General features: G+C 46.5%; 21 protein-coding genes and 1 pseudogene. 5 read left to right on the top strand and 17 right to left on the bottom strand.

The window, feature by feature from the left end; all coding sequences use genetic code 11:
- Positions 1-133: 133 nt before the first annotated feature.
- From ODZ53_RS11710 to ODZ53_RS11695, 4 genes are all read right to left on the bottom strand, one after another.
- Positions 134-1,606: an S-layer homology domain-containing protein gene (locus ODZ53_RS11710; RefSeq protein ID WP_372677146.1), complete on the bottom strand. Its 1,473-nt coding sequence runs from the start codon at positions 1,604-1,606 to the stop codon at positions 134-136.
- Positions 1,607-1,769: 163 nt separating this feature from the next.
- Positions 1,770-2,966: a DUF418 domain-containing protein gene (locus ODZ53_RS11705; RefSeq protein ID WP_372677144.1), complete on the bottom strand. Its 1,197-nt coding sequence runs from the start codon at positions 2,964-2,966 to the stop codon at positions 1,770-1,772.
- Between the two features lie 108 nt (positions 2,967-3,074).
- On the bottom strand, positions 3,075-3,608 hold the full coding sequence (locus ODZ53_RS11700) for a 3'-5' exonuclease (protein WP_142495396.1): 534 nt from the start codon (positions 3,606-3,608) through the stop codon (positions 3,075-3,077).
- 229 nt (positions 3,609-3,837) lie between these two features.
- Positions 3,838-4,557: a metallophosphoesterase family protein gene (locus ODZ53_RS11695; protein WP_372677141.1), complete on the bottom strand. Its 720-nt coding sequence runs from the start codon at positions 4,555-4,557 to the stop codon at positions 3,838-3,840.
- 136 nt (positions 4,558-4,693) lie between these two features.
- Here ODZ53_RS11695 and ODZ53_RS11690 point away from each other — a divergent pair, with 136 nt between their 5' ends.
- The 3 genes from ODZ53_RS11690 to ODZ53_RS11680 all read left to right on the top strand — a co-directional run bounded on the left by ODZ53_RS11690 (position 4,694) and on the right by ODZ53_RS11680 (position 9,734).
- Positions 4,694-7,789 (top strand): GNAT family N-acetyltransferase, encoded by a 3,096-nt coding sequence (locus tag ODZ53_RS11690; RefSeq protein WP_372677139.1) that lies wholly within the window; start codon positions 4,694-4,696, stop codon positions 7,787-7,789.
- A gap of 14 nt (positions 7,790-7,803) precedes the next feature.
- On the top strand, positions 7,804-8,661 hold the full coding sequence (locus ODZ53_RS11685) for an amidohydrolase family protein (protein WP_372677137.1): 858 nt from the start codon (positions 7,804-7,806) through the stop codon (positions 8,659-8,661).
- A gap of 227 nt (positions 8,662-8,888) precedes the next feature.
- On the top strand, positions 8,889-9,734 hold the full coding sequence (locus tag ODZ53_RS11680) for a DegV family protein (protein ID WP_372677135.1): 846 nt from the start codon (positions 8,889-8,891) through the stop codon (positions 9,732-9,734).
- A gap of 79 nt (positions 9,735-9,813) precedes the next feature.
- Here ODZ53_RS11680 and ODZ53_RS11675 read toward each other — a convergent pair whose 3' ends face one another.
- From ODZ53_RS11675 to ODZ53_RS11640, 8 genes are all read right to left on the bottom strand, one after another.
- Entirely contained in the window at positions 9,814-10,728 is a 915-nt protein-coding gene (locus tag ODZ53_RS11675) for an NAD(P)-dependent alcohol dehydrogenase (RefSeq protein WP_372677133.1), read from the bottom strand.
- Between the two features lie 81 nt (positions 10,729-10,809).
- On the bottom strand, positions 10,810-13,431 hold the full coding sequence (locus ODZ53_RS11670) for a winged helix-turn-helix domain-containing protein (RefSeq protein ID WP_372677413.1): 2,622 nt from the start codon (positions 13,429-13,431) through the stop codon (positions 10,810-10,812).
- A 32-nt stretch (positions 13,432-13,463) separates the two neighbouring features.
- On the bottom strand, positions 13,464-13,856 hold the full coding sequence (locus ODZ53_RS11665; protein WP_372677131.1) for an iron chaperone: 393 nt from the start codon (positions 13,854-13,856) through the stop codon (positions 13,464-13,466).
- Positions 13,857-13,970: 114 nt separating this feature from the next.
- A complete protein-coding gene (locus tag ODZ53_RS11660; protein WP_012685170.1) occupies positions 13,971-14,408 on the bottom strand; it encodes an SRPBCC family protein in 438 nt (145 codons plus the stop codon).
- An 87-nt stretch (positions 14,409-14,495) separates the two neighbouring features.
- Positions 14,496-15,257, bottom strand: coding sequence for a DUF4253 domain-containing protein (locus ODZ53_RS11655; RefSeq protein ID WP_372677129.1), 762 nt, complete (start codon positions 15,255-15,257; stop codon positions 14,496-14,498).
- Between the two features lie 121 nt (positions 15,258-15,378).
- The gene (locus ODZ53_RS11650; RefSeq protein WP_372677127.1) at positions 15,379-16,491 is read right to left on the bottom strand and encodes a serine hydrolase domain-containing protein; all 1,113 of its coding nucleotides are present in this window, start codon (positions 16,489-16,491) and stop codon (positions 15,379-15,381) included.
- A gap of 155 nt (positions 16,492-16,646) precedes the next feature.
- Positions 16,647-18,749: an S-layer homology domain-containing protein gene (locus ODZ53_RS11645; RefSeq protein WP_372677125.1), complete on the bottom strand. Its 2,103-nt coding sequence runs from the start codon at positions 18,747-18,749 to the stop codon at positions 16,647-16,649.
- A 211-nt stretch (positions 18,750-18,960) separates the two neighbouring features.
- Entirely contained in the window at positions 18,961-19,407 is a 447-nt protein-coding gene (locus ODZ53_RS11640) for an SRPBCC domain-containing protein (protein ID WP_372677123.1), read from the bottom strand.
- Positions 19,408-19,564: 157 nt separating this feature from the next.
- Here ODZ53_RS11640 and ODZ53_RS11635 point away from each other — a divergent pair, with 157 nt between their 5' ends.
- The gene (locus ODZ53_RS11635) at positions 19,565-19,876 is read left to right on the top strand and encodes a nuclear transport factor 2 family protein (protein ID WP_372677121.1); all 312 of its coding nucleotides are present in this window, start codon (positions 19,565-19,567) and stop codon (positions 19,874-19,876) included.
- 129 nt (positions 19,877-20,005) lie between these two features.
- Positions 20,006-21,478, top strand: coding sequence for an MFS transporter (locus ODZ53_RS11630; protein ID WP_372677119.1), 1,473 nt, complete (start codon positions 20,006-20,008; stop codon positions 21,476-21,478).
- Positions 21,479-21,514: 36 nt separating this feature from the next.
- On the opposite strand, the gene ODZ53_RS11625 is transcribed toward ODZ53_RS11630, so the two are convergent.
- The 5 genes and pseudogenes from ODZ53_RS11625 to ODZ53_RS11605 form a co-directional block, all read right to left on the bottom strand.
- Positions 21,515-22,720 (bottom strand): MFS transporter, encoded by a 1,206-nt coding sequence (locus ODZ53_RS11625; protein ID WP_372677117.1) that lies wholly within the window; start codon positions 22,718-22,720, stop codon positions 21,515-21,517.
- Between the two features lie 74 nt (positions 22,721-22,794).
- Positions 22,795-23,346, bottom strand: coding sequence for a MarR family transcriptional regulator (locus ODZ53_RS11620; RefSeq protein WP_012685158.1), 552 nt, complete (start codon positions 23,344-23,346; stop codon positions 22,795-22,797).
- 27 nt (positions 23,347-23,373) lie between these two features.
- Positions 23,374-24,071 (bottom strand): annotated as a pseudogene (locus ODZ53_RS11615) (formylglycine-generating enzyme family protein).
- Between the two features lie 2 nt (positions 24,072-24,073).
- Positions 24,074-24,442, bottom strand: coding sequence for a DUF4180 domain-containing protein (locus tag ODZ53_RS11610; protein WP_012685156.1), 369 nt, complete (start codon positions 24,440-24,442; stop codon positions 24,074-24,076).
- Positions 24,443-24,453: 11 nt separating this feature from the next.
- Positions 24,454-25,110, bottom strand: a complete 657-nt coding sequence (locus ODZ53_RS11605) for a TetR/AcrR family transcriptional regulator (RefSeq protein ID WP_372677114.1) — start codon at positions 25,108-25,110, stop codon at positions 24,454-24,456.

Below are 25,110 nucleotides of genomic sequence, written 5' to 3'. Positions count from 1 at the left end.
TAGAAAAGAATAGAAAACAGGGCCTTTTTCACTATACATAAAAAGCAGCCACTCTGATCGTCAGGATCATGTTCATCACCACAAAAAAACTCACCCTCTATTTTACAGAAGGGTGAGTCCTTTTTCGAAATCGTTACTGAATAGATGCTTCTTCAATTTCTTTATACGCCCAATGACCAGGTGCGACATCCGGCCATCTTTGCGGACCAGCTTGGTTCTCTGGGACGCGATTCAGCACGCGATTGAGAATCGTTACGGCTTCGGCACGAGTCAGCGCTTTCTCTGGCTGGAAGGTGCCATCGGGGTAACCTGTCATGTAGCCTTTCGCAACAACCGCTGCAATGATTGGAGATGACCAGTGATCTCCCCTCACATCAAAGAAGGCAGTGCCCCCTCCTCCACCTTGCAAGGCCTTGTATTTATAGATGACCGCGGCTATTTCCGCCCGGGTAATGTTGGCCGATGGGCGGAATGTGCCATCGGTGTAGCCGCTCATCATACCCGCCGCACTTGCTTGATGAATCGGATTTACTGCCCAGTAGTTGTCGGCTACATCGAAGAACCTTCCCGTATTCACAGAAGACTGGCTCACCATTCCGGCATTCAGTAAAATGGCCGCCACCTCCGCACGTGTCACCGTGCGATCCGGTTGAAACGTTCCGTTTGGATAGCCGTTGATATAGCCACGTTGGCTCTTACTTTTCTTATTGGTTGACGGGCGTTCCTCTTTCTTATCTGTGGAGCTGCCTCCAGTAAAAAAGCTGTTTGTCGGCGTGGTATAGGAACCTTTTTTACGGCCTTTGTCCCGATCCCGGTCTCTGTCCCGATGTTTGTCATCCTCTAGATCTCTCCATGCTTTCTTCAAATCGTACAGAGCATCGTCTACCTCCGACTGCGTGGCATGTGGATCGTCGATGACATCCCATGCATGATTGAGTGCATCTTCCAAATCACGCCAGCTTGATCTGGTGTAGTCGTCTTTATCCAAGTCTTTATCCTCGATCTCTTCGACTTTGGCTCTCAATTCTCTTTTATAGACCGCGTCATCCTGCTTCTTTAAATCTTGTCTTGCTTTGATCAGTTTCTCAAGGGCAACATCTACGACAATCTGGCTCGCTTGCGGATCATCCAGCACAAGGTAAGCATTCTCTAGTCGATTCTGTAGCTCTTTCCAGCTGGTCCTCGTGTAATCTTTTTCTTGCAGCTTTTCTACTGCAATTTCCTCTACTTTCGTTTGCAGTTTACTCTTGTCAACTGTACCTTCCTGCTTCTTTAGCCCGTCTCTTGCTATGACTAACACGGACAAGGCACCATCGATTTCTGCTTGGGTGACGTTTGGCTTCGTCAGTACCGCTTTTGCAGCATCCAACGCATACACAAGCTTGCTCCAACTGCCTGGCGTATATTTTTCCTGGATTAAGTTCTCGGCGTTAATTTCATTGACTTTTCCTTGTAAGTGACGAAGATCTACAGTGGCTTCTACCGCGGCAGGTGTTTCCTCTGCACTTGCTGCTTGGCTTACAGGCACGAATATGGATGCTTGGAAGATCAAGCAAAAGAGGCTAAAGAAAACCAGACTCGTTACGGCTCTGTGAAAACGTCCCAATTCCCATCCTCCGTTCTTTCCGATGACCTATCTGGTCATCTTTTTTCCAACCATTTACATTGTATGATGGAGACCGATAAGAGGATTCATATTTTTAGAGGCCAAAAAACAAACAAAAAACCAAGTAGCCAATAGAGCAGCTGCTTGGTTTTTATTTTTGATGCTATGCAGAAATAGGTTTTTCCGGGCGTTGCTTTGTCTTGCCGGAAAACGAAAAATTCGTCCACATACGCAATAGTCGTTCCACTGGACCATAACGGAATCGTTTTAGATACAGTGAGCTTAAGAAAAGCTGTGCCACATAAATCACGATCGCTAATCCACAACCAGCCAATATCCCGATCTTTCCGAACCATCCGAGTCCATATCCATAGAAGATCGTCGTACAAATGACGGTTTGCAATAGGTAATTGGTTAAAGAGAGTTTCCCCACAGCTTCAAATCTTGGCAGCCAAGTTGATTCCGTGCCTCTGGAAAAGAACCAAACAAAGGCGAAAATGTAACCGATGGCAAGGATGCTTTCCCCCGTTATATCACCGACGCCACTCCACCAAGCTCCCGGCAGATACACATGTAGCGCTTTTAACAGAAGTCCCGCTGGCAAGAAGATCAGCATGTTTCGGAGATACGAGGTTCGCTCTTGCTCTGGCTTTTCGAACCACCTGCGCTTCGCAGCATACATCCCAAAAAGAAACATCGGTGCGCTCATAAGCGGCGCGATCAACAGGAAAACAACCATCATGTATTCTGGCAAATCAAGCGGATCTTCGTTGCTTCTGTGATGCACGATCTCCTCGTATGTTCCCGTGCCGTAGACGGTCATGGTTTTGACCACATAGGCTTCCATACGGGCTGAATCGGTAATACTCGCAGGATCATTCGGATCATCTGGAGCAAGCCCCATTAAACTAACGAGGCAGAGTAAGACAATCCCCCAAATGAGCAGAGTTTTCGGTTTCCGGTTAATGAACAGTAACAAAAAGAAGCCCATCATGCCATAAAACCCCAAGATATCCCCTTCCCACAGGAAGTACGAATGAAGGAGACCAAGTCCGATCAGCATCAAAAACCTGCGGGTAAGGTAGCGTTTTTGTCTCAAGCCTTTGGCAGCCAGGCTTTGCTGCATCTTGATCATGCCAAAACCAAACATGAAGGCAAAAATCGGCATAAAGCTGCCTTCCACAAATATTTTCACAAGCTGATAAGCAGTCATTTCATAATCGGGGAGGGCGTACAAATCCATTTCTTGGCTTCCCCAAATCCCATACTGGAAAATCAGCATATTCGCCATCAAAATCCCTACTAAACTAAATCCCCGCAAGCCATCGATGATGCGAACGCGGTTCTGCTTTAGCTCCATGACAATCACCTCAAACCTGATTGTAACGAGCTAAGCTTAATGGCTTCTAAATCACGCCTTACCGTTACCTTAATTTTACATTTATCGTAACTTGCGTATGATAGACGATCAGGAGAACTTCAACCGATCAAATATTTCGACGAATATTTTGGCGATGTTTCTGGCATCATCCATTCCACGATGATGCGTACCTTCGAGAGGGATATTCAACATCTGCAATGCCTTCCCCATCCCGACACCTCGCTCGGCTCCAATCATTTTACCGTGTTGGTGCTTGATGCTGATATGGTGACGAATCCAGCTTGACGGCACATTGTGTAATTCACAATCCATTTTCAATTGCTTTTTATCGTAGAAACCCCATGAACAAAGGTGATACTCACTGCCTATCCAGTTTTGAAAGTGGCTGATTGCTTCACCAAAGCTCGGTGCTTGATCCACCTCTTTTTGAGAAATGGATGTTAATTTTTTGCAAAAGTCTGAGAGAATAGGGTTTAGCTTTGGCTTGATAAAAGTTTGAAACTCATCCATCACGGCAAGGTTCTCATTCAGCTTTACCGCTCCAATTTCTATGATTTCATTTTGTTTCGTCCTGTCGTTTTCCCAGCACGTAGCTTCCAGATCAAAGATGATGTAATTCATAGTCATTCCTCCACATATAACATCGCATCATAAACCTTGTATGGTTTCTCTGCAAGTATACCAATTTTTCCCTAAAAGCTACTACCGCCGGCAATTGCACCTTGTCCAACTTGAAGCAAACCAATGCCTCCTGCCCCACTTGAAAGGAATTGTAAAGTAAGGAAATGGTCGTTTCGTTGGCAAGCGTCAAACAGCCCCCACCTTTTAACGAGGGTAGGGGCTGTGTATTTTAACATTTGACAAAGTGGTTCCTGTATCCCTCCGTATTGATTTCCAACGCATTTAGTTGTCCGCCAGAATAGCCACACCCGCCATCTATTCCTATTTTATCACCTTCTGTTGAATACCAAATTTGATTGGGTTCTGGATTCGATTTTATTCTCGAAGTTGGGGTGTGTCCAAATACCACAACTTTATCAATGCCTGTTGGACTTTCGATAAAATCCTCACCTATCCAGACAAAATCAGAAGGTGTTGTTTCTTGCCAATTCCTTGAAGAAACTCCTGCGTGTACAAAAATATGCCCTTCATCTTCAAAGTAATAAGGCAAATGATTTATAAAATGAATTTCTTCTTTGTGCTCTACTTTGATTGTTCTTTTAACAAGCTCTATGTCGTTAAAAACTGTATCATCCACACCTTGAAGAAAACTATCTATTGCGTTCATACCACCCATTTGATGTAGAAAAAATAAATCAAAGGAAGGGTTCCGAGAGTCTAAAAATTCAATCAAAGAATATTCATGATTCCCCATTAACGCAATTGCATCTTCTTCCTCCACCATTCTTTTTATCTCTGAAACAACTTTTAGGGATTCAGGTCCTCGACTTATATAATCTCCAATAAAAATAACTTGGTCCTGTATAGGCCTATAATTTACTTTTTCCAGTAGCTGCTTAAGTACATGAAAATATCCATGGATATCACCAATAATAAGTTTCCGTTTCATAGCTATCTCCTTCCTGCTTACTCTTATTATCCCATATTCAGATTCTTTTTCCGAAAACTAGCAACAATTTTGTCGATCATACGTACAACTCTTATAAGATCCATCATTTAACAATGTAATCGAGGTGTGAACAAGCATGGAAGCATCAATCTCAATTGTCACCTACCGCCCTGAGCTAGCCGCAGCGGTCGCAGATATGTGGAATGCCAGTCGAGATAGCTGGGGAGGCGGAAATTCGATTACGACAGCCGAACAAATCAGACAAGAAGAGGCAGCCTCTGACGCTATCACTGTCTATCTCGCAATGGAAGGTGAAACGGTCGTTGGTTATTGCAGCCTGGCCGAATATCGGGAAGATACCGGCGCCCTCTACATCCCGTTGCTCAATGTACGTCCCGACTATCACGGAAAAAAAGTTGGCCGGATGCTACTCTCATGCGCACTGGAAAAAACGATTGAGCTCGGCTGGCCGAGACTTGATCTGTATACGTGGGCAGGAAACACGAAGGCTGTTCCGTTGTATAAAAAGTTCGGCTTTTTCTGGGAAGACCGGGACGACGCCACCCATCTGATGAACATGATTCCTTCTGTGCTCCGAACCGAAGCAATCGCCTATTATTTCGAAGAGCTTGACTGGTATCAGGACTCCACGCGGGAGATCGTCGTAGAGCCAGATGGACGCAAGGAAAACGGTTTCGATTACTTCACATACTCCTGGGCAAAAGGAGAACAGCGCTTGCGCGTGGAGTTTGAGCGGCGTGGTCGAGGCATGCGCCTCATCGAGACGGAAGATTATCTCGTGTCCGCCGAAGTGGAAAAGCTGGAGCTGGTCTTTGGACGGGAGTATCAGATTCACTACCGGATCATCAACAAATCAGGTAAGCCGTTACAGATTTCGTTAAACGGGCAACCGAGCGACACGATCCGCTTTGATTATCAGCACGAGCTGGCTGTGACAGGGGAAACCACGCTGTCTGCAACCTTTTTTGTCGATCCAATCACAGAAGAGCAAAGCATCTGGCGCACGCATCCGCGTGTCTGCACCCACCTGCTGATCAACGGCAAGGCAGCGCTGTTTGAGGTAGGAATCCTTCCCAAGTTTCCTGCTACCCTTTCCTTGCATGTACCTGGCATCTCCTATCCGGGACAGACAAAACTGTTTTATTTGGACGTGGAAAACAACTTTGCGGAAGAAGCGGAATTTTCATTCAACCTGCCCGCTTGCTCATTTTTCAGCTTACAAGAGCACCTTCACATACTGAAACTGTCCGGCAAAGAGCGCATTTCGCTTCCGCTTAACGCTGACCTGTATGAACACGGCTTTTACGAAGCCAACGTACAGGTGGAGACAAAGCTCGCAGATGGCAGAACGATTTCTTTTGCTAAAAAAATCGGAGCTGCCTTTACGGGGCTTGGCGCGATGGTGTCGGGAGAAACGGAACAAGCTTGGCAAGTTCACCATGGCCGCCATTCGCTCTACTTGAACAAAGAAGATAATGAGATGACCGTTGTCGGCGGGACAGGCGGAGACCCAACTACTCTCTACTATCCCAAGCTCGGCAAACCGTTTTCCAGCGAGTTCTCGAAGAAACGTGCCGAGAAAGTTGCATTTATCGCTGAAAAGGGAGCGATCGGAATCCTTGCGACGTATCACTCCAGTGCCTACCCGCAAATAGCGTTGGTTAGCAAAACGCTCCTGTTCGGAGATGGCACTGTAGAACACGGATTGGAGATAGAAAACCACTCGGCTGACAAGCTGGCTGCTGAGCTTTGGCTTAACCAAGGCTTTCATCACAGTTTTCTTCGCCCCATTGTGCCGTACCAAGGCCGTTATGTTGAAACAGCATCCTCCTATGGTAGCGATATGGATTATTGGGATGCTGAGTTAGTCAGTGAAAACTGGCTGTTTACACAAGATGAAACGGCCCCATGGGGAATGTGCTGGCCTCCTGAATACCGTTTTGACATTCAAGGCTGGTACGTCACACTGGAAACCAATCTCGGCATGCTTGCCCCACATGAAAAAAAATCGTTCGGCCCGATCCACTTCTCGCATGGTGGCTATAACGACTGGAAAGAGTTCCGCGCCTTTGCCCGTAAGGAACCTATGCCAGCAGACCTGATCTTGACCTCTCACCTGGAGTTGAGTGCCAATGGGCAGAATCCGTTTGTCTCAAGCACGGACCTGGATGTACAGGTGAAAGAGTACAAGCAGCAGTACTTGGAAGGAGAACTGATGGCATCTCTTATGAGTGAGTCAGCTTCCGGACAAACACAGAGCTTTACAGAAGATGAGGAAGAGACGGAATCTGGCTTCTCCTTCAAGACGCCGGAAAAACCATATGACCTCGTGCAAGTAGAGGGACGTTTTGCTACGCATGTGTCTCATTTGCAAAGCGCAATTTTCCCAATCGGTCAAGGCAAGGTCATCCAGGAGCAAACAGTGGAAGAGGGACAGCAGGTCTATATCGCCGACAATGGACGATTGCGGATCAAAGCCGCTCCAGATTTTGCCTCCACACTCTACTCGCTCACAAGCAATGGGCAGGAGTGGCTGGACAGCGCCTTCCCTGAACGGAAGCCGAAATCTTGGTGGAATCCATGGACAGGTGGAATCGGCAACTATATGGAGGAGTTAAGCGCGTTTTCATTGGTTAAAGAAGAGCGTACGGCTTCCTTTGTCGAGCTAATCGACAACAAGCAAAATGCGTGGCAGGGAATCAAGGTGAGCTACCATGTGAAAAAGCAGGAGAAGTATCGCGGGTTGACTTGCCACCAGTATTACTTGCTGCTGCCAGGAGTACCTGTCCTCTGTCATACCGTAGAAATTGAGCAGAATACCGGAACGTACTTTGCTGGCAAAGAATTGGCCACTGACATCTTTTTGCAGACAGGAACCGAGGACGAGGCAGTATGGCTGAAAACCGTCGGTACAAACGGCGAGGAGCTCAACTACACGCTGGCACAAGGTGAATTGGATGTCCTTGAAGACTCCGATTATGTTCTGGGGCGAGCTAACAGCAAGGATCAGATGCATATCGTAACTGACCTCGAAACCGCGGACCTCCAAGTATACGCAAACAAAGAAGTGGCCGTAGCTTCTGTCATACGCGAACTGAATCTGCCAAACAACAGCACGACCTTTACTCCGCCTGTCTTTTTCCTGTTTGCCGACAACATGCTTCCATCCAATGCCTTATCTGACTTACGGGCGATTCGCTTTTCCAAATAAGGGAGGGCTTCACAATGAAAATCATTGATGCGCACATGCATTTATCCCATATCGAGGAATTCAAGCGGACGGCAGCTGAAAAATCGTTTGTCGATTACTCTGTCGCTGGTCTCTTGCAGGAATATGCCGAAAATGGCGTGGTCCTTGGGATTGGCATGGGCTTGACAGAGACTCAGCCAGACGGCTTTCCCGATGTGGAAGCTATCACTCCCATGGGACTAGACCTGACAGACGAGGTGCCTCCACAGTTCGTCTATTGCCTGGGAATCAATCCGTTCAAGCTGGATGAAGCAGCAGTGGCACGCTTGGAAGCTGATTTGCAAAAGCCCAATGTGGTCGGGTTAAAAATCTATTTGGGCTACTATCCCTTCTACGCCTATGATAGCGTCTACGATCCCGTCTATGCACTCGCTGCCAAATACCAGGTGCCTGTCGTCTTTCACACCGGCGATACGTACTCAGAGCGTGGACTATTAAAATACTCCCACCCTCTCACACTGGACGAAGTGGCAGTGAAACATCGAGACGTCAACTTCATGATGGCCCATTTTGGCGATCCGTGGGTACTCGATGGGGCAGAAGTTGTTTATAAAAACCGCAATATGTTTGCAGATCTCTCCGGCTTAATGGTCGGTGACGCAGCCAATTGCAAGCGACTCGCGGAATCTCCTCTCTTCTTCTCCCATCTGCGCCACGCGATCACCTACTGTGATCATTACGACAAGTTTTTGTTCGGAACAGACTGGCCGTTGGCACCAGTGAAGTCGTATATCCAGTTTGTACAGGACCTGATCCCAGCGGAATATCACGAGGATGTGTTTTACAAGACAGCATTGAAGGTGTTTCCCAAAATCAAGCCGTTAGTTGAGTAGACGATACAAATCCTAAATCCCATGTCTCTTCCTCTCGAAGAAACATGGGATTTTTCATTTGTTCAAGAAAACTTCTTCTATTTACGACAAAAAACGACAGTTTCCGTATTATGATACATATATGCGAGTTTACTTATACATCGTCAGGTTCGGACAACCATGACACAAAACTTTCGAGAGTAAAGAGATAGCAAGGTTTCTACTAAATTGGGGGAGGACATGTTTCCTTGAAGAAAAAAATTGCCTGGGTTACAGACAGTACCGCGCTCATACCTGAACACGTCATGGAAGAGCATGACATCTACGTCGTTCCACTGGAGATTATCTTTGAAGATGGCACTTATGAAGACGGCATTGATTTAGCTCCTGAACAGCTTTATCAAAAAATTATGCAGGCCAATCATGCTCCCAAAACGTCGCAGCCTTGCTTAGGAAAATTTGTGTCTCTCTACGAACGATTAAAGGAAGAGTATGAATGCGCGATTGCTGTCCACCTCTCCTCTGATCTGAGTGGGACCTACAATACAAGCGCAACAGCAGCCAAGATGGTAGACTTCCCTGTCGAGTCGGTAGATTCCAAGCTGATGTCGTACCCGATTACCTCGATTATCTTAAACGGAATCGAACAAGCCAAGGCAGGAAAAGGCTACCAAGAGATTGCTGCTTCCTTGCGCGAAGAATACAAATCTTTCGAGAACTATATCCTGGTCGGCAGTCTCGACCAGTTTTACAAGGGCGGCCGAATGACCGGTTTGCAATATTTCATCGGTAATCTGCTTCAGATCAAGCCGATTTTCCAAATAAAAGACGGACTGTTTGAAGTATATGAAAAGGTTCGGACAGAAGGTAAAGCGGTCAAGCGCATGCTGGAGCAGTTGGAGAACGCCAAACAGAATTACTCCGTGAAGCACGTGCAGATTTTGCATGGCAACGTCTTGGACAAAGCGCTGGAACTGAAAGAGAAAATTCAGAGCAAGTACGCCGATGTCGAGGTGTTGGTTGGGCCGATCAGTTCTACGATTGGGGCGCATGCTGGGATGGGGACGTTGGCGCTGGCTTGGCGGAATGAGTAGCAGTTAAATGGGGCAGTCTCACTCGCCGATTTTTCGGCAAAGAGCTGCCCCTTTTGTATGTCATTTTGACACCATTTCATCATGTTCCAACCTGGATCACTACATTCCCCTTCTTCCGCCCTGTCTCCACATATCTGTGAGCCTCCGGTACTTGTTCCAGCGAATAGCGTCTATCAATAACCGCTTTTATCTGTCCTGCCTCCATCAACTCTTTAAGGAAAACCAAATCCTCCGTCCGCACCTTCGCAATCCCTAGCCCATCCACTGTCAGGAATATCCCGTTGGGCACCAATGCTTTTACACAATGGGACTTCGTTGCTTTCCCAACCGCATCAAATATAACGTCATACCGCTCTTCTTTTTTCGTAAAATCCTCTTTCGTGTAATCGATGACGGTATCGGCCCCCAACGATTTCACCAAATCGAAATTGGCGGAGCTACATACCGCTGTCACCTCAGCCCCAAAATACTTGGCAAGCTGTACCGCTGAGGTCCCTACTGACCCAGAAGCTCCGTAGATCAGCACTTTCTGTCCCTTTTGCAGCTTTCCTTTTCGAAAAAAATGCAAGGCAGTCGTTCCCCCAAAAGGAATCGCAGCGGCTTCTTCATGTGTTACTTTTGTCGGCTTTAAGCCCACGATTGCGTTTTCTTGCAGACAGATGTACTCCGCGTGCGCACCGCATCGCATCCCGGTTAATGCATAGACTTGGTCGCCTATTTTAAATCGTTTTACCTGTTTGCCGATCGCTTCGACTTCTCCAGATAGCATCACACCAAGAATCGGATTTCTCGGTTTGGTGAGGCCGAGCACGAGGCGGATGGGAATCCAGAGCAAAAACGGACTTTTGAAGGCGCGTATTCGACAGTCTCCAGAAGTAACCGTTGTTGCATGAACTTTTATCAGGATTTCATTCTTCTTAGGCATAGGCTTTTCTACTTCTCTTAGCTCCAAAACATCTGGCGATCCGTATTTTGTACATATCACGGCTCTCATTGGCATCTCCCCCATCCACTTTGCCATGAGTATAGCGGGAGCATGGTTTGGTATACAGATACTTAAGTATTGTTTTGGAATTTACAACAAGCCCAACTGGCGAGCCCGTGCGACTGCTTCCGTACGCCGCTGTACCTGCAGCTTGTCAAAGATATTCCGGTTATGCCCTTTCACCGTGCTGAGTGCGAGGAACAGCTGTTGAGCAATGTCACGATTCGATAATCCTTTTTCGATGAGCTGCAAAATTTCAAGCTCTCGCTCACTAAGCGGCTCAATCAGGGAATTAACATAGTGGGGCTTGAATTCCGCAAGCAGCTTTTCTATATAGCGTGGCATCCTTCCATGAACTGCCGCATCACACAATAACCTTTTCATCGGGATAGCTTCGTCGACAAAAGTGCGAATGAATCCACCCGGCTCCGCTAGTACCAAAGCATCTTTCACCATTTGCGCAGCTTTTGCTAGATCACCATGCGCATGCTGAACAACGGCTAACAAAAGCATGATCTTGAGTCGTTCATCCTCTAACTGTTTTGCCTCCGCGTGCACGAGTAATGGCTCGAGCACCGCAAGTGCTGCGGACGTTTCTCCCTGTGCCAGAAGAACACGGGCTTGGAGTATGGGAAGGTCGTGCCTCAGTGCCAATCGAGCTGCCGCTGTCAGGTTGTCCTGCTGAAGCAAAATACGGACTTGTACTTCGGCAATAGGAGGCATCTGCATGACAAAGCCTTGCTTGCGAGCCACATACTCAGCATTTGCAAGCATGGTAGCCGCTCCGCTAACGTCTCCCTGTGCTAGCTTCAGTCTTGCGAGAAACACCTGCGCTGCTACGACTCTGTCCGTCTGTTCCAGCTGACGTGCTAATTGAATGGACTGTTGACCATGTTGCTCCGCTGTATGCAGGTCGTTCCATTCATAAAAAATCCGGGCCAAACCCAGATGCGCTTCACAAGCAGCTGGTAATGGTGGAGAACCCGCCAATTTTTGTACATGCTGATAAGTCTCAGCCGCCATATGGAGCTGATTATCTGCCTCCTGTAGCTTCGCTAGTCCAAGCGTAGCCATCATGGTGATCACAACATGGCCAATCTTCTTACTGATCGATAATGCCTCCTGGTAAGCCTTGGTGGCTGCGGTACGATTCCCTTGGAGGTAATAAGCATACCCCAGCGACCATGTAGTGGCTGTGCGGACAGGCAAGTTGTCGGGGTGCAGGTACGCTAAGGCTCGCTTAGCCTCAGCCATGATTTCCTCTACTTGATGCATGCTCACAGCCAATGTGGCACGTATAGCAGCGATATGCCCAAGAGTATCTCTAGCACCTGAATCTTGGCCCATACCTTGCATTGCTTTTTCAGCGGCTAGCAATTTCGGCTCAACACCAGTTATTTGACCAGTCATCAGCAAAGCCGAGGCGTACATCACCCACAGCGCTGGCCTTACATCCAGCTCCTCGCGTGGTAACAACTCCAGCCAGTTCAGTACAGGGACTACCCCTCCACGAAAGAGCAGCGGCATCCTCTCTCCCTCCACCAGTCGTGCTGCTCGCGATGTATCATTGGCTGCTACGGCATGGTGAAAAGCTTCCATTTCAAATCCATTGTCTTCATACCAAATGCTTGCACGGGTGTGTAAGTCTGCGAGAATTCGTTCGCACTCTCCTATTGTCGATGAAAAACGCTGCCGGAGCCTCTGCCTCAGCAAATCAGCAAAAAGGTGGTGATAGCGGTACCAACGCCGTTCGCTGTCCAACGGGACGATAAACAAATTGGCGCGTTCGAGGAATTCTAACGTTTCCTGGCCTGAACCTGAGCACATATCATTTTGACTAAAAACGGCGTCACAAAGAGGACCGGATAATCGATCGAGGATGGATGTATGCAGCAAGAATGCTTGAGTGCTTGCCGATTGCTGGGTTAGCACTTCTTCAACCAGATAGTCGAGAATAAAAGGATGACTCCCAGAAAAAGATGGAAGGAAGGCTGCGACATCTATTTGTTCTTTCATGGAAAGAGCAGCTAACTGTAGACCGGCAATCCAGCCTTCTGTGCGGGCTTCGAGCAGGGCGATGTTTTCCGGTGACAACTCTACCTCCATCACCTTCTCCAGAAATTCAGCTGCTTCCGAATAGGTGAAGCGCAAATCGGATGCGCGGACTTCATTCAATTGGTTCCGTACTCGTAGGCGGGCAATAGGCTGTCGTGGTTCCTCACGGGTCACAATTACCAGATGCATCTGCGGTGGCATGCGTTCAAGCAGGAATGAGATAGCATCATCAAGCGGCCCCGTTTTCAAAACGTGGTAATCATCGAAGACAAGAACAAAAGGGTTGGGTATTGCGATTATTTCATGAAGCAGAGTCGAGATTATCCATTCGTTTGGTAGAGGTTGAGGAGAATGGAGCAAAGGATATATGCCCGATCCAATATTCGGGCCAATATTTTGCAGCGCTGTAAAGAGGTATGTAAAAAAACGCGCAGGGTCGTTATCCCCTTCATCCAAGGAAATCCAGGCGAAGGGTCGATCACCGCTAGCGAGCCAATCACTGACAAGTGTTGTTTTCCCGGAGCCTGCTGGTGCTGAAATGACCGTCAGCTTACGATTTAGGCCCTCGTTTAACTGCTCGATTAGTCGATGACGGGTAACGGTCTTCAACCGTGGCGGAGGCATATACAGTTTGGTGGTTACAATTGGAATCGTCATAAAGAAATTATATGTACCGCTGTCTCTAAGCGTCAACTCCGCCGACTTTTTGATTTACTCTCTGCTTTTTTCAAGTTGCTCGCTACACGGTATTGGACGATTTTTCTAATCAGATCATAAGGTAAGGGCTGATCGATCGGAAACTGCAATGTCCCTTTCGACTTGTGATATTCCTTCACTTCCTCTTTGAATTCCTCTATGCCACCTGGGGATGGATAAAAACCGATATGATTTTTGAAAGCAGCAAAATGCACCAAATTTCCATGGAGCGCAAAGGTAGGCATCTGGTAGCTGATCTTTTCCTTCGCATCCGGCGCCATCTCCTTTATTACTTCCCTGAGCGTTTGCAAAATCTCCTGAACCTCGGGAGCAAACGTCGAAATATATTCATCGATGGACGCATACGTGACTTTGGTTTCTTTCATGGAGGAGTCTCCTTTCTCGATCAGAGGTGAATGCCTTTATTATCTCCCAATCGTGCATGACACAAAAAAACACGCCGCGCTGGCGTGTTTCGTTTCGTTTTGGTGGCAAGGATGCTATTTGGTTATACGTTTTCCAATAGCCTCCACGAGCTCTCTCGTTGTCTTCGGCAGATTGGATTTTAAAATCGAATTAATCATAGGACCCTTCACACCGTGTGCGGTGATATCCAGACACCCCGTCATTTTCGTCCGTGCCTCACCCAATGCCTTCGCTTTGAAGTAGCCATGACCGGTAAAATTCCCACTAATCCCGGTCAAGGTAAACCTCACCTCGGTCGGAGGCGTCCATTCGGTGATATCCACTTGCAGGCTGATGGTCTTCTTCATGATGCCGATATCGCCTGTAAACGTCCAAGCGACACGACGTTCATTGATTACCTCGTGGCTGATGTAGCCAGGTACCAGTGGAACCCAATTCTCCACTATACTCACAAACTGCCATACCGCCCCGATGGGCTGGTTCAGCTCCACATCATGTATTCCTTGAGGCATGATTTGCTCATTCCTCCCCCCAGTGTTCTTTGGTATCTTGTTATGTTTATTGTCGGAACACGGGAGATATTTCAGGAATATGGCGGGTTAATCCCACCAAAAATGCCAAACATCCTCTTTCATTAAATAATCCGCGTAATGCCCTAATGAAGGAAACTCATCCAAGACGTACTGACAAAAGATGAAATGCTCTTTTGCCAGCTTAATTGCCTCCTCGTAGGTCTGCGGTCTTGAACCGGCTTGAAAAATCCACGTATCCTCTGTCACAGCGAGAATCTTGATCCCATAAGCCTCCTGCCAGTGCTTTACGATAACGGACTGGTAAACGGGCAGTGGGCATTCATTATAGCCGCCCATCGGGACCCACAACGGTGCTTCATAGCCGGATGCTTTCGGCAATTCTAGGACAATCAGGGCGTCATCTTGTAATCGATCCTGCACCCATTTTTCACTTATGAGGAAGGACTCCGTCTCTGTTTCACTGAGTTGTTCATTGAGCAGCTCGTCCCCTTCCCATATCAGTGAATATGCCTGATAGATGCCTTCAAAGTTCTTTCCTTCCAAACTTTTCAACTCGGATTCAATGTCTGTATACAAAAGGCGAGATTTTACAATTCGCCGAAAGACATCCTCCACAGATAAGCCGTGAACCTCCTCTAGCTGTTTATGTACATAATCAGAGAGTGATCCCTCTTCGTCCACTGCTTCTTCTATCATCTCTAGTATATTATAGCTTGGCAGAACCAAAATGCTGTGCTTATCTTCCTTTGTAGCAGGTACCGTGAAATCCTCCGCAGCAACCACTTTTATGTCACATTCTTTTAGGTAATTCGACAACTCTTCTACCATCGTCACACCTCTTTTTTCTGTTGGTTTGTGCAAATCATAGGATTACTCATTTATTTTACTTCAATTTCCAGATAGAGGGGAAATGAACAAAAAGCAAACAGAAACAGTTCCGTAAAGATTACTAGTCAATTTTGGGTCCTTCACGGGGTTTTGCCTTCGCTAAATTGCGCAGCACATGAAAAAAGAGATAGTTCATCCCTTTTGCTTGATACGAAGTCTGATTGAAGCTCCCAATCAGATATACCTCCAAGTTAGGAAAATAAAGCATGTAGCTGCCACTCGCCCCTAAATGTCCCCACCCCGTATACTTTTGCGTGAACGGAAGAAAACGCATTCGCATGAGTCCATAGCCATAATCCATGCCGATCCGCATATTGTTCCACTGCTGCATGGTCTCGAGCGTTTCTCTTTTGATCATCTGATGGTGAACGAGTGCTTTCATGAAACGCAACTGATCTTCCATTGTACTTACAGTTTGCCCTCCCGCGTAAAAACTGCTGAAGCTGCGGTAGTTTTCTACGTCTATTTTTATCCCATCCAAATAGAGATGGGCTACCGGATGCTCGCTTTTGATGACGGGATTGGAATACTGAGATAAATAAGAGTGATTCATTTGAAGGGGTTTAAAAATGTAGTCATGGAGAATTTTGGGGTAGGGTTTCGTAGTCACCTTTTCAATAACGAGCCCCAACAGATTGTACCCTGTGTCTGTATAATGAACGCGTTTCCCGGGCTCAAAGCGCGGCTGTAAGTGCTTTTTCGACCATTGTATGGTTTCTTGCGGCGTCCAATAGCGTGAGGAATCCTCAAGAATCTCTTCTAGGAATGCTTTCCCCCGCTTCGGCTTTTCTTCAAAGAAATCTGGTAATCCAGAAGTATTGTTGAGTAAATGCTTGATCTGAATTTCGTTTGTGTAATCTTTTCCTTTCCAGATGTGGAGATCTTTTCGAATCTCTGTGGGTAGATAGTTGGCAATGGGGTCGTCAAACGTAACGAGACCTTTTTCTGCTAGGATCGATACGATAACAGCTGTAAAAGCCTTGCCCACACTAGCTGTGTGATAGGGCTGATTCGGGTTGGCTGTCCCTCCATCTGTACTGCCAGCCGCCATTGGCCAGTGGATATCCAGCTTATCGGAGTGGATTAACAGATAGACATTGTGCAGTTGTGGATCAGAAGCTACTTTTGCCTTCAGGTCGCCCTCTATCTCACTCCTTATCAATTCATTGCTCATTTGTCTCCCCCCACCTCATTCACCTGCAAGGACTTATGCGCTCGCTACTGATAAGCTATGTGCATTCTCTTGCCAATTATGAACAAAGGAATGAATAAGCTCGGAATCAGGTAACGATACCGAGCTTTCTTCCAAAATACTCTATGAATTTCTCCTTACTCTTTATCTATCCTTTTCGCATAGGAATTCAGTTGCATCAATAAACGCGCTACATCAGCCTTTGTCAAAATCTTAGTAGGCTGCCCAGTTGTGACTACTGGCAGAACGCCTTTCTTTTCTCTATTCCCTTGTAGCAACCCGGCAATCATCTCGTTTGCTTCCGCGTTTGTGAGATTGCGATCTGGATCGAATTGCTTATTGTTGGTGGCAGCTTGTATCAAACCTCTTTCTATCGCATCTTTCACGGTTTCATAGAGGGGATGACCTTTATCGATATCCGTAAAAAACTGCTCCTCCCCCGCTACTTCATAATAGTCTGGAAAGAAGTCGTAGGACTCCTGGGCTTTGAGCAGAATGCGTAGAAACTCTCCACGGGAGACAGGATGATCAGGATCAAGCTTGCTGTTTGTGACAGGGAAATAACCGTCTTTCACAGCATACAAAAGCGCCAAATAGTGAGGGTGCGCAGCAATATCCTTTGGAATTTTTGATTGCTTGTAAGCCGTATAGCTCACCCATTCTCCAGAATCCGCATCAACCACACCATCGTCTCCTACCATTCTGTAAACCAGCTTTGGCTCACGACTAACCAGATAGGTTCCCTGTCGCCATTCTGGATATGGCATGAAATAGGTGAGTCGAAGCTCCTTGTTTTCCTTTTCTACCTGCTTTGCTTTTTGTTCATCGATTCTAGGTTTTTGTACCTGAATCATCTCGAGTGGTTGATAGGCTGGAAAAGTGTGCATCCCCTTTACCTCTCCATTTACAGGATCTACCATTACCCCCGTTTCGAGGCCTTGGATAGGTATTCCTTGCTTTAACCAACCAAAAGTAATGTAGTAGCCGCCATTTCGCTGAAACAGCCATTTCTTGCTCTCTTCTGTTGGCGGAAGATGGATCGCATACAGCTCTCCTTGTCGATCAGGATAGAGCTTCTTCATAAAATCGATTGCAGCTGCTTCTGCTTTTTCGTAAGGAATGGGATTGGGATAGATTCGATCCTCTATTTCAGAATGTTCTTCCTCCACCGAAAAAATCGTAACCTCTCCGTAATCATCCATTCCTAACTGGAACTTCATTGCCTTTTCTTTTCCTTGGGCTGGACGAGCATAATAGAAAGACTTTGCACTACTGGAACTAACCTCTCCAAATCTATTCCATGATATCCCAGCACTGCCCCCAACCTTTGTTTGACGATCAGGTATGGCTTGGAACATCGTACGTGCAATCTCGTCGGCTTTCTCTCTCTTTTCATCATCCATCAGCCTTTTTCGTTCCTGGCCCAATGTTCTGGTTGATGTTCCTAGTGGGATTCGCGACCGCTGACTACTCTCCCCCAAAATCGTCATGGGTTGATTCGTCATCGCATCGATGAAGACCGATGCTTTTTCATCGTAAGCATATGCCAAAATCATTTTTCTATGGGACAATCCATATTTTCCGATCTGCTCCCCTGTATACACATAATGAAGGGCTGGCTCCACCGCCTCGTCCCACCGTCTATTTGCCTCCTCCGCTGATATGGCTGGAACAGGAGATGGCAGCTCTCCATTGTACCATTGGCGACTGTAAGAACCGATTTCACCTTGAGAATCGACGATTACCTGAAGATAGTTCTCCAAGAATGGAATATCATTTTCTACGCGAACAAAATGAAAAACATGATCCATTACCTGCGGAGGAAGGGAATCGTCAACCTGATATTCGTCTGCCTTGGAAATATGCCCTTGCACTTCAGGGGCAACCATATTTACGAATGCTTCTGCCCTTTTCAAAGCCTCTTCCTCTGAAATGAAGTCAGCAGCCTTTTTCTGGGGCTTATCATCCGTAGATTTTGTAAACCGGACCAACTTGCCTGTTGTTGCGTCTACATCTATGAATAGACTTTCATTCCCGCCTTTATCTTTGACCCAATAGCTCGTCCAAGCCGCTCCGTTTTGACCAAAAGCGACTGTCTCGTTAAGATAAATATCTTCCACAACGTAACCATTCGTATCGATAGGTATCTTTTTCATGAGTGAGATAGCCTGTTCCTTTGTAAGATAAGAAGAAGGTTCCGATGCAAATGCAGTTGTCACGATACCTGTTCTTTCATTCATCGTTGGTACGCCGGAAAAATAACAGCACATGATTGTTAACATTGTTGCTGATTTTATGAAAAGAGAACATTTCATCATCTCACCCTGATTTTTATATTTACCCTGATTATACCAATAAAAGGAAAATTCGGTTTGTATTTTCATCATAGAGGATCACAAAAAAACTGCACCCCATTGTGAAACATAGAAACGGGAGATGCAGTTTATTAGCTTATTCCCTCTCCATCATGGAGACATTTTGCCTGATTTCATTCAGAACTTCTTCCCAATGAAGCTTCATTTGCTCCCTTGTGTTCATGTGATCCAAGTTCTCTTGATGAAAACTAATGGTCGTTCGATCAGGCTTGTCGGATATCAACCGGATTTGCAATGTGGATGGCTTTTCCCATTCCTTCATCGACCACTTTAAACGAAACTGCTGAAACGGCTTCACAACACGAAATTGACCCGATATTCCATCGCTGGAAGTAAAGGTCTCTCCCTCGCTAAAGGTAAGGTTCGATACATGTCCAAGCCATAACTTCGCCCCTTCGGACGAGGTTAAAAACGCCCAAGCCTGTTCTGGGGTAATGGGCATCGTCCTGCGTACACCTACCTGGAAGCCTGTTGCTGCCGTTTGACCAACGATTTTGTTAGATTTGGTATTTTGACTCTTCATCGGGGACACCTCGCCAATCCTATTTGTTAGGACGAACTTTTCACGAGTAAATTGTAAACAATCGCCAATAAAATGTCACTCCTATACAGAAAACCAACACGTCGATAGTATCGCGATTGGGCGTCGATGGTTTGTTCTCCTATTTGATGTCGAAGGTATGGCGAGACTCTTGCATAAGGATATTGTGTTCAGGAATTATTCCAACGGTGAACTGAACACAGAAACAAAAGGAATAGAAGCGTTTAGAGAGCTAGCTGAAAAGTCTGCGAAAATTTTCTCGAGTCGGCGTCAGACGATTCTCGCCTGCCTCGTGATGGATGACAAAGCAGAAGTGCAAATTGATTATGAAGGAACACTCGCGATTGATTTGCCAAACGGACTTAAGGCTGGAGATACGCTCCAATTAAAAGGGAAATCGATTTTTATGATAAAAGAAGGAAAAGTCTCCCTGATTGAAGATTACAGTTAAGAACACGGCAAAAGAAATACACCGCCCTCATGATATCGACACAGGAATGACCCGAATTTGTTCACTTTCTTCCTCAAAAAAAATGGTAGGATAGAGGCATTACTTCATAAAAAATGAGGAGAGTCACAAGTGCGGGTACATCCACTTTACTTTTTACGTCTTACAGGCCTACTCGATGGCCTTTCTTTATTAGTATTGATGGGCATCGCGATGCCCTTGAAATACGTGTGGGGCTTAGACAAAGCGGTAACCATCATAGGGAGTATTCACGGCGGGATATTTTGCTTGTATGCTCTGGCGATACTCTATGCAGCCATTCGCGTGAGATGGAGCCTGCTCTGGTCTCTTGCTGCAATAATCGCCGCTTTTGTACCGTTTGGGAACTTCTTTCTGGATCGCAGACTGAAAACGGCACAGGATGTGTATCCTCTGAAGCCGTTTAACAATGCCCTGCTCGTATACGCCATCATTTTTTTCTCGTTCTTTGATTTGTTCTCGCAACTGCCGGTCATGAGTACATTTGCTGCTTCCGTAGGTGCCAGCTCATTTGTTATAGGGTTTGTCATCGGTCTGTATTCGCTAGCCAATACCTTTGGCAATATTATCTCAGGCATACTGACAGATAAGGTTGGTCCATCCAAACCACTGTTGATCGGCTTGGTTTTATCGAGCTGTGCCTTGCTGCTGTATCACATCGTCGATCAGCCGTTTCTGTTGATTATCGTGCGAATCATTCACGGATTTGTCGCCGGTTTGATCGTTCCTGCTGCTTTTACTTTTTCTGCGAATAACACGACACATGAGCAGCAAGGACGAAAGGTTGCCTTCACCGGTACCTTTGTGGGACTCGCAGCGATTATCGGACCTGCATTCAGCGGCATTATGGCAAGCAAAACCTCCGTGCCTTTTGTCTTTACATGTGTAGCTGTTATGGGCTTTTTCCTAACCATCCTGTCCGTCATTTTTCTGAAATCCACTCAGGCTTGCAAGAAAGAGAAGCTTAAGAAGGACGTTCCGACCTCAGCCTTGATCTTCAATGCTGGGATAATCAAGGCTTACGGCGGTGCCTTTTTGCTCATGTTTTCACAAGGTGTGATCGCTTACCTTTTGCCCTTGCATGTGCAATCGCTTGGATACGATTCGAAATTAAGCGGTACATTAATGAGCACTTTTGGGATCATTGCCGTCTTGCTTTTTGTGCTTCCGACTAACCAGATTTTTGATCGTGTGGCCCCTTCCAAAACGATGTCCATCGGAATTGGCTTCATGGGCGTGAGTCAGCTGCTTATTGGTCAATCCAACACGACATTGGCACTGTACTGCATTTTAGTACTATATGGGATTGGCTTTGCTCTCTTGTTTCCTTCTGTCAATACGATGCTCATTCAATCGACGCCGCAAGAATTGCGGGGGAAAGCACACGGTTACCTATACGCCTTTTTCTCTCTCGGTGTGGTCGTCGGCTCAGGCCTTTTAGGTTGGCTGCCCTTCTCCATCGAGGAAGGGTTTCTGTTCACAGGATGTCTCCTGCTCGTGTTTGCCGCTTTCATTGCCGTGCATAAGCGGCGAGAACGCTTGCTGAATCAACAAAATAATCAATAGCAGCTATCGTTTCTAACAACAAAACCTCCTCAACCACTAAGCTAGTGGCGAAGGAGGTTTTGTGCTGCTACTTTCAACCGCAGAATCACTGCGAATCAGGCATGCAGCCAACAGACCAATTCCTAGTACGATTGCAAGCAGGACAAAAGTAAGTTCATAGCTTCCAACATTCATTAATCGGATGGACAATATCGGCCCAAGACTTGTTCCCGAAAACAGGATAAACGTATAAACAGAAACCGCAATTCCCCGCGATTTTCCCCCTAGCTGTCCAACAAGCGAGATCACGGAAGGAACGGATAACGCAATTCCAGCAACGAAAAGCACACTCGTACCAATCAAAAGAGCCAAGTTAGATATCATACCCAGGGAAGCCATACTGACCACTGCCAGACCTAACCCGAAGCGGAGCACGGTACGTAAGCCAAACCGTTTTGCTAGCCCGCCCGCCAGCGGAGAAATGAGCATACCCACTACACCAATCGTTCGAACAAGCAGCATCTCCTTGTTGCTAAGCCCAAAATCAGATCCCGCCAAATAACTGCTCAAGACTGTATACATATTAACGAAAGACATAAGCAATACAAGAGCGATTATGTAGCTCAAGACGATATTTTTTTGTTTGAACAGGGAGGGAATTCGCTTAATCGGCTCCCAAATATTAACGGTAGCAAGGGAACTCTCTTCTTTTGGCAGCCACCTTATCACCACAAACAACGTCACGAAATAGATAGCAGAAAGCATATAGAATACGGCGTGCCAACTGTATTGTTGACTCATTACAGTGCTGAGCACTTGACCAATGATTCCTGCCGCCAAAAATCCTGTGCTGATAAATCCGATTGCCGTTACCCGCTTTGCCGCAGGGAACATTTCCACAGCATAGGCGAGCGCAACAGGCGAGAACGTAGCAGCGGCAGCACCTTGCAAGCCCCTGAGTACAATGATCCATACGAAATCATTTGCACTACCAAGCAACAATGAAAAGAGAGCCAGGGCAATCATCCCGATCACAATAACGTTCTTGCGGCCATATTTTTCGGACAGCGGTCCATAAATCAGGCACCCTAAAGCAAACCCAACCGAAAATGCGCTGCCTACTGCTGCAGCCTGTGTCAACGTAATATTGAAAAGATCGGCAAACAGGGTCATAAGGGGAATCGTAACGTATAAGCTCGACATGACGACGATTCCAGACCAACATAGGATTGCCGTCATGAGTGAGTAGTTTCGCTGTGACATCGCACACCTCTTTTTCAAATAGTTACACACATTCTAGTTAGATTATCTAATTATATTCACAAAAAAATATGATCTTATCTTCCCACCCCCAGTTTCTCTTCCATGCTGTTATTCAACTTCATCAAGATTTTTTCCAACAGCATCCGTTCTTCCTCTTCTAATTCGCTCATAATGGAGGAGCAAGCAGACCAAAAAACTGGCAGTACGCTGGTTACTAATTCTCTGCCTTCTTGTGTTATTTTGACATGAATCTTGCGACCATCCAGCGTGCTTTGCTCCCTGATGATCCAGTGCCTTTTTTCCAGCCAGTCCAGCAAAGCTGTAACAGAAGCACGCCGAATCCCCAGCCTGTCTGCAAGCGAAGACGGGGTGATAAGTTCTCTGTCTTTATGTAACGTAAGCAACAGCAATACGTCCCATTTACACTCCGTTATGCCGAATTTCTCCAAATTCAAATCAATGACATCTATGGCGTTATCCCCCAGCCATAGCATCAATAATCCCAAATGAGCCAATTTGCGATCCGTATTTTGCAGAGCAGTTGTTTCCATCAGATGCAAATATGGCTGAATACCAAGTTTCGGCAATTGATCGGATGTATGCTCACACTTGTTTTTTCTGCTCATAATCCACCTTGAATATAATTAGATTATCTAACTAAAATCAATATAAAGGATTTTTTTGGATTTTGCAACCCCCCTGGCAAGACGAAAGCCGAGATCATCAATTCGAAACGTGGGGTGACTGCGTCTGCGGCACGTCGCCCCACAACCTCTGGCCTCTTCTGCCCAGCTGCCACCGCGAAAAATTCGGTAGGAGCCATAGACGTTTACATCGTAAAGATCCCAGCACCACTCCCAAACATTTCCCAGCATGTCATAAAGCCCCCACGCATTCGGCAGCTTTTGTCCTACCGCATGTGCTGTACCCTCAGCATTCCCTTGGTACCATGCGATCTCATCCAGCTCGCCGTACCGATAACCGCCCGTCCCTGCTTTGCAAGCGTACTGCCATTCCGCCTCTGTCGGCAGACGATAGCCATCCGCTTCCTCGTTCCAACCAACACGCTCACCATCCTCACTTATCGAGTAACATTCCGTGAGACCTGCTTGCTGAGAAAGCAGATTGCAAAACAAAATCGCATCGTTCCATGAGACATTCACGACGGGAGCCTCTGGGTGGTCACTCGGTCCAGCTGCTTTTTGTACAAGCGAGAAGTATAACGCATTCGTAACAGGAACCGGTGCGAGTAAAAAGCGTTCACCTCGGTTGTCCATTTGGCCTTGATTCGATCGTCTCGTAATTCGATATGCCCTGGTGGGATGCTCACCATGGTGTACGGCCGCTCCATCTCTATTTCACCTGGCTTAACTTCTCGATCGCCTGCTCTTCGGTCGGCAAGAAAAAGATGTCGTTTCCGTTGTTCGATTCATAGATGAAGTCTTTTAGACTTTTACTTGTGTACACCGAAAAATCCCCTACAATTGCCACTTTCACCCGATAATTGATGAACTTCTGAAGGATTTCACCAGCTAGGCGTGTTTTCAAATCGAAAAAGCTTTCGTTCAGCAATGATTTGTTGAGAACAATACGCTCACTGTCTGCTTGATAGTGTACCGTTGCGATCAGGTCCAATGCGGACTGCACATCCCCTATAAGTACCTCGCTACCACTCACAATAGCAATATTTTTCCCGCCAGCTTCTACCTTTGTAATATTCATGTGTATCCTCCTCATCTTTTAGTCGTCATCTGCCTCACATAATCCTCACAAATATATCGGTTGTCTTCACCGGTTGCTGGCGAAACGCTCGCCACTCGAAAGAAGCTCAAGCCTACAACCATCGCCATGAGTCCATAGGCAGCGTTTTGTGAATCCTCTACAGACATAAGCCCGGTTTGCTTGCCGTATTCAAAAATCTTGGTGATGCCCTGCAAATCTCTCGCATAACTCTTCGCAACCACTTCTTGCAGCTTGGGGTCTAATGCGGCTTTGGAGAAGAATTGGACAAAGAGTCTGGCTTGATCTTCATGCGGGATGTACATCTCAGCGATGCCATCCAGCTGCGAAACATTGATTCGTTTTTCCTTGTCGTTCACGTATGGCGGCAAGATGTGCGCAAGCGTAACGTCCATCATTTCCTGGGCGGTCATGGTGTTCTCAATGTCAGCTTCGATTTTCAAGCCATAATAGGCCAAAAATGCCTGAAAGGCTTCACTCGTCAAATTATCCTTATTCTTAAAGTAATACGTGACGACACCCTTTGAGCAGTCCGCATACTCCGCCACCTTATCCAGCGTCATGCCATCAATCCCGTGATTGCTAATACAAGTGAGGGTCGCATTGATGACATCTGCTCGGCGCTTTGGTTCCATTCCTAATTTGGGCAT

The organism is Brevibacillus sp. BD137, assembly GCF_041644655.1.
In the GTDB taxonomy this organism is placed as follows: Bacteria; Bacillota; Bacilli; order Brevibacillales; family Brevibacillaceae; genus Brevibacillus; species Brevibacillus brevis_D.
The sequence above is the reverse complement of the archived record's forward strand: the minus strand, read 5'-3'. Positions and strand labels throughout refer to the sequence as shown.

Excerpts from the sequence above, each read along its gene's own strand:
- ODZ53_RS11705 (WP_372677144.1), bottom strand. The coding sequence starts at position 2,966 with ATGGAGCTAAAGCAGAACCGCGTTCGCATCATCGATGGCTTGCGGGGA.
- ODZ53_RS11700 (WP_142495396.1), bottom strand. The coding sequence starts at position 3,608 with ATGAATTACATCATCTTTGATCTGGAAGCTACGTGCTGGGAAAACGAC.
- ODZ53_RS11695 (WP_372677141.1), bottom strand. The coding sequence starts at position 4,557 with ATGAAACGGAAACTTATTATTGGTGATATCCATGGATATTTTCATGTA.
- ODZ53_RS11690 (WP_372677139.1), top strand. The coding sequence starts at position 4,694 with ATGGAAGCATCAATCTCAATTGTCACCTACCGCCCTGAGCTAGCCGCA.
- ODZ53_RS11685 (WP_372677137.1), top strand. The coding sequence starts at position 7,804 with ATGAAAATCATTGATGCGCACATGCATTTATCCCATATCGAGGAATTC.
- ODZ53_RS11675 (WP_372677133.1), bottom strand. The coding sequence starts at position 10,728 with ATGAGAGCCGTGATATGTACAAAATACGGATCGCCAGATGTTTTGGAG.
- ODZ53_RS11670 (WP_372677413.1), bottom strand. The coding sequence starts at position 13,431 with ATGACGATTCCAATTGTAACCACCAAACTGTATATGCCTCCGCCACGG.
- ODZ53_RS11665 (WP_372677131.1), bottom strand. The coding sequence starts at position 13,856 with ATGAAAGAAACCAAAGTCACGTATGCGTCCATCGATGAATATATTTCG.
- ODZ53_RS11660 (WP_012685170.1), bottom strand. The coding sequence starts at position 14,408 with ATGCCTCAAGGAATACATGATGTGGAGCTGAACCAGCCCATCGGGGCG.
- ODZ53_RS11655 (WP_372677129.1), bottom strand. The coding sequence starts at position 15,257 with ATGGTAGAAGAGTTGTCGAATTACCTAAAAGAATGTGACATAAAAGTG.
- ODZ53_RS11650 (WP_372677127.1), bottom strand. The coding sequence starts at position 16,491 with ATGAGCAATGAATTGATAAGGAGTGAGATAGAGGGCGACCTGAAGGCA.
- ODZ53_RS11645 (WP_372677125.1), bottom strand. The coding sequence starts at position 18,749 with ATGAATGAAAGAACAGGTATCGTGACAACTGCATTTGCATCGGAACCT.
- ODZ53_RS11640 (WP_372677123.1), bottom strand. The coding sequence starts at position 19,407 with ATGAAGAGTCAAAATACCAAATCTAACAAAATCGTTGGTCAAACGGCA.
- ODZ53_RS11635 (WP_372677121.1), top strand. The coding sequence starts at position 19,565 with ATGGCGAGACTCTTGCATAAGGATATTGTGTTCAGGAATTATTCCAAC.
- ODZ53_RS11625 (WP_372677117.1), bottom strand. The coding sequence starts at position 22,720 with ATGTCACAGCGAAACTACTCACTCATGACGGCAATCCTATGTTGGTCT.
- ODZ53_RS11620 (WP_012685158.1), bottom strand. The coding sequence starts at position 23,346 with ATGAGCAGAAAAAACAAGTGTGAGCATACATCCGATCAATTGCCGAAA.
- ODZ53_RS11610 (WP_012685156.1), bottom strand. The coding sequence starts at position 24,442 with ATGAATATTACAAAGGTAGAAGCTGGCGGGAAAAATATTGCTATTGTG.
- ODZ53_RS11605 (WP_372677114.1), bottom strand. The coding sequence starts at position 25,110 with ATGCCCAAATTAGGAATGGAACCAAAGCGCCGAGCAGATGTCATCAAT.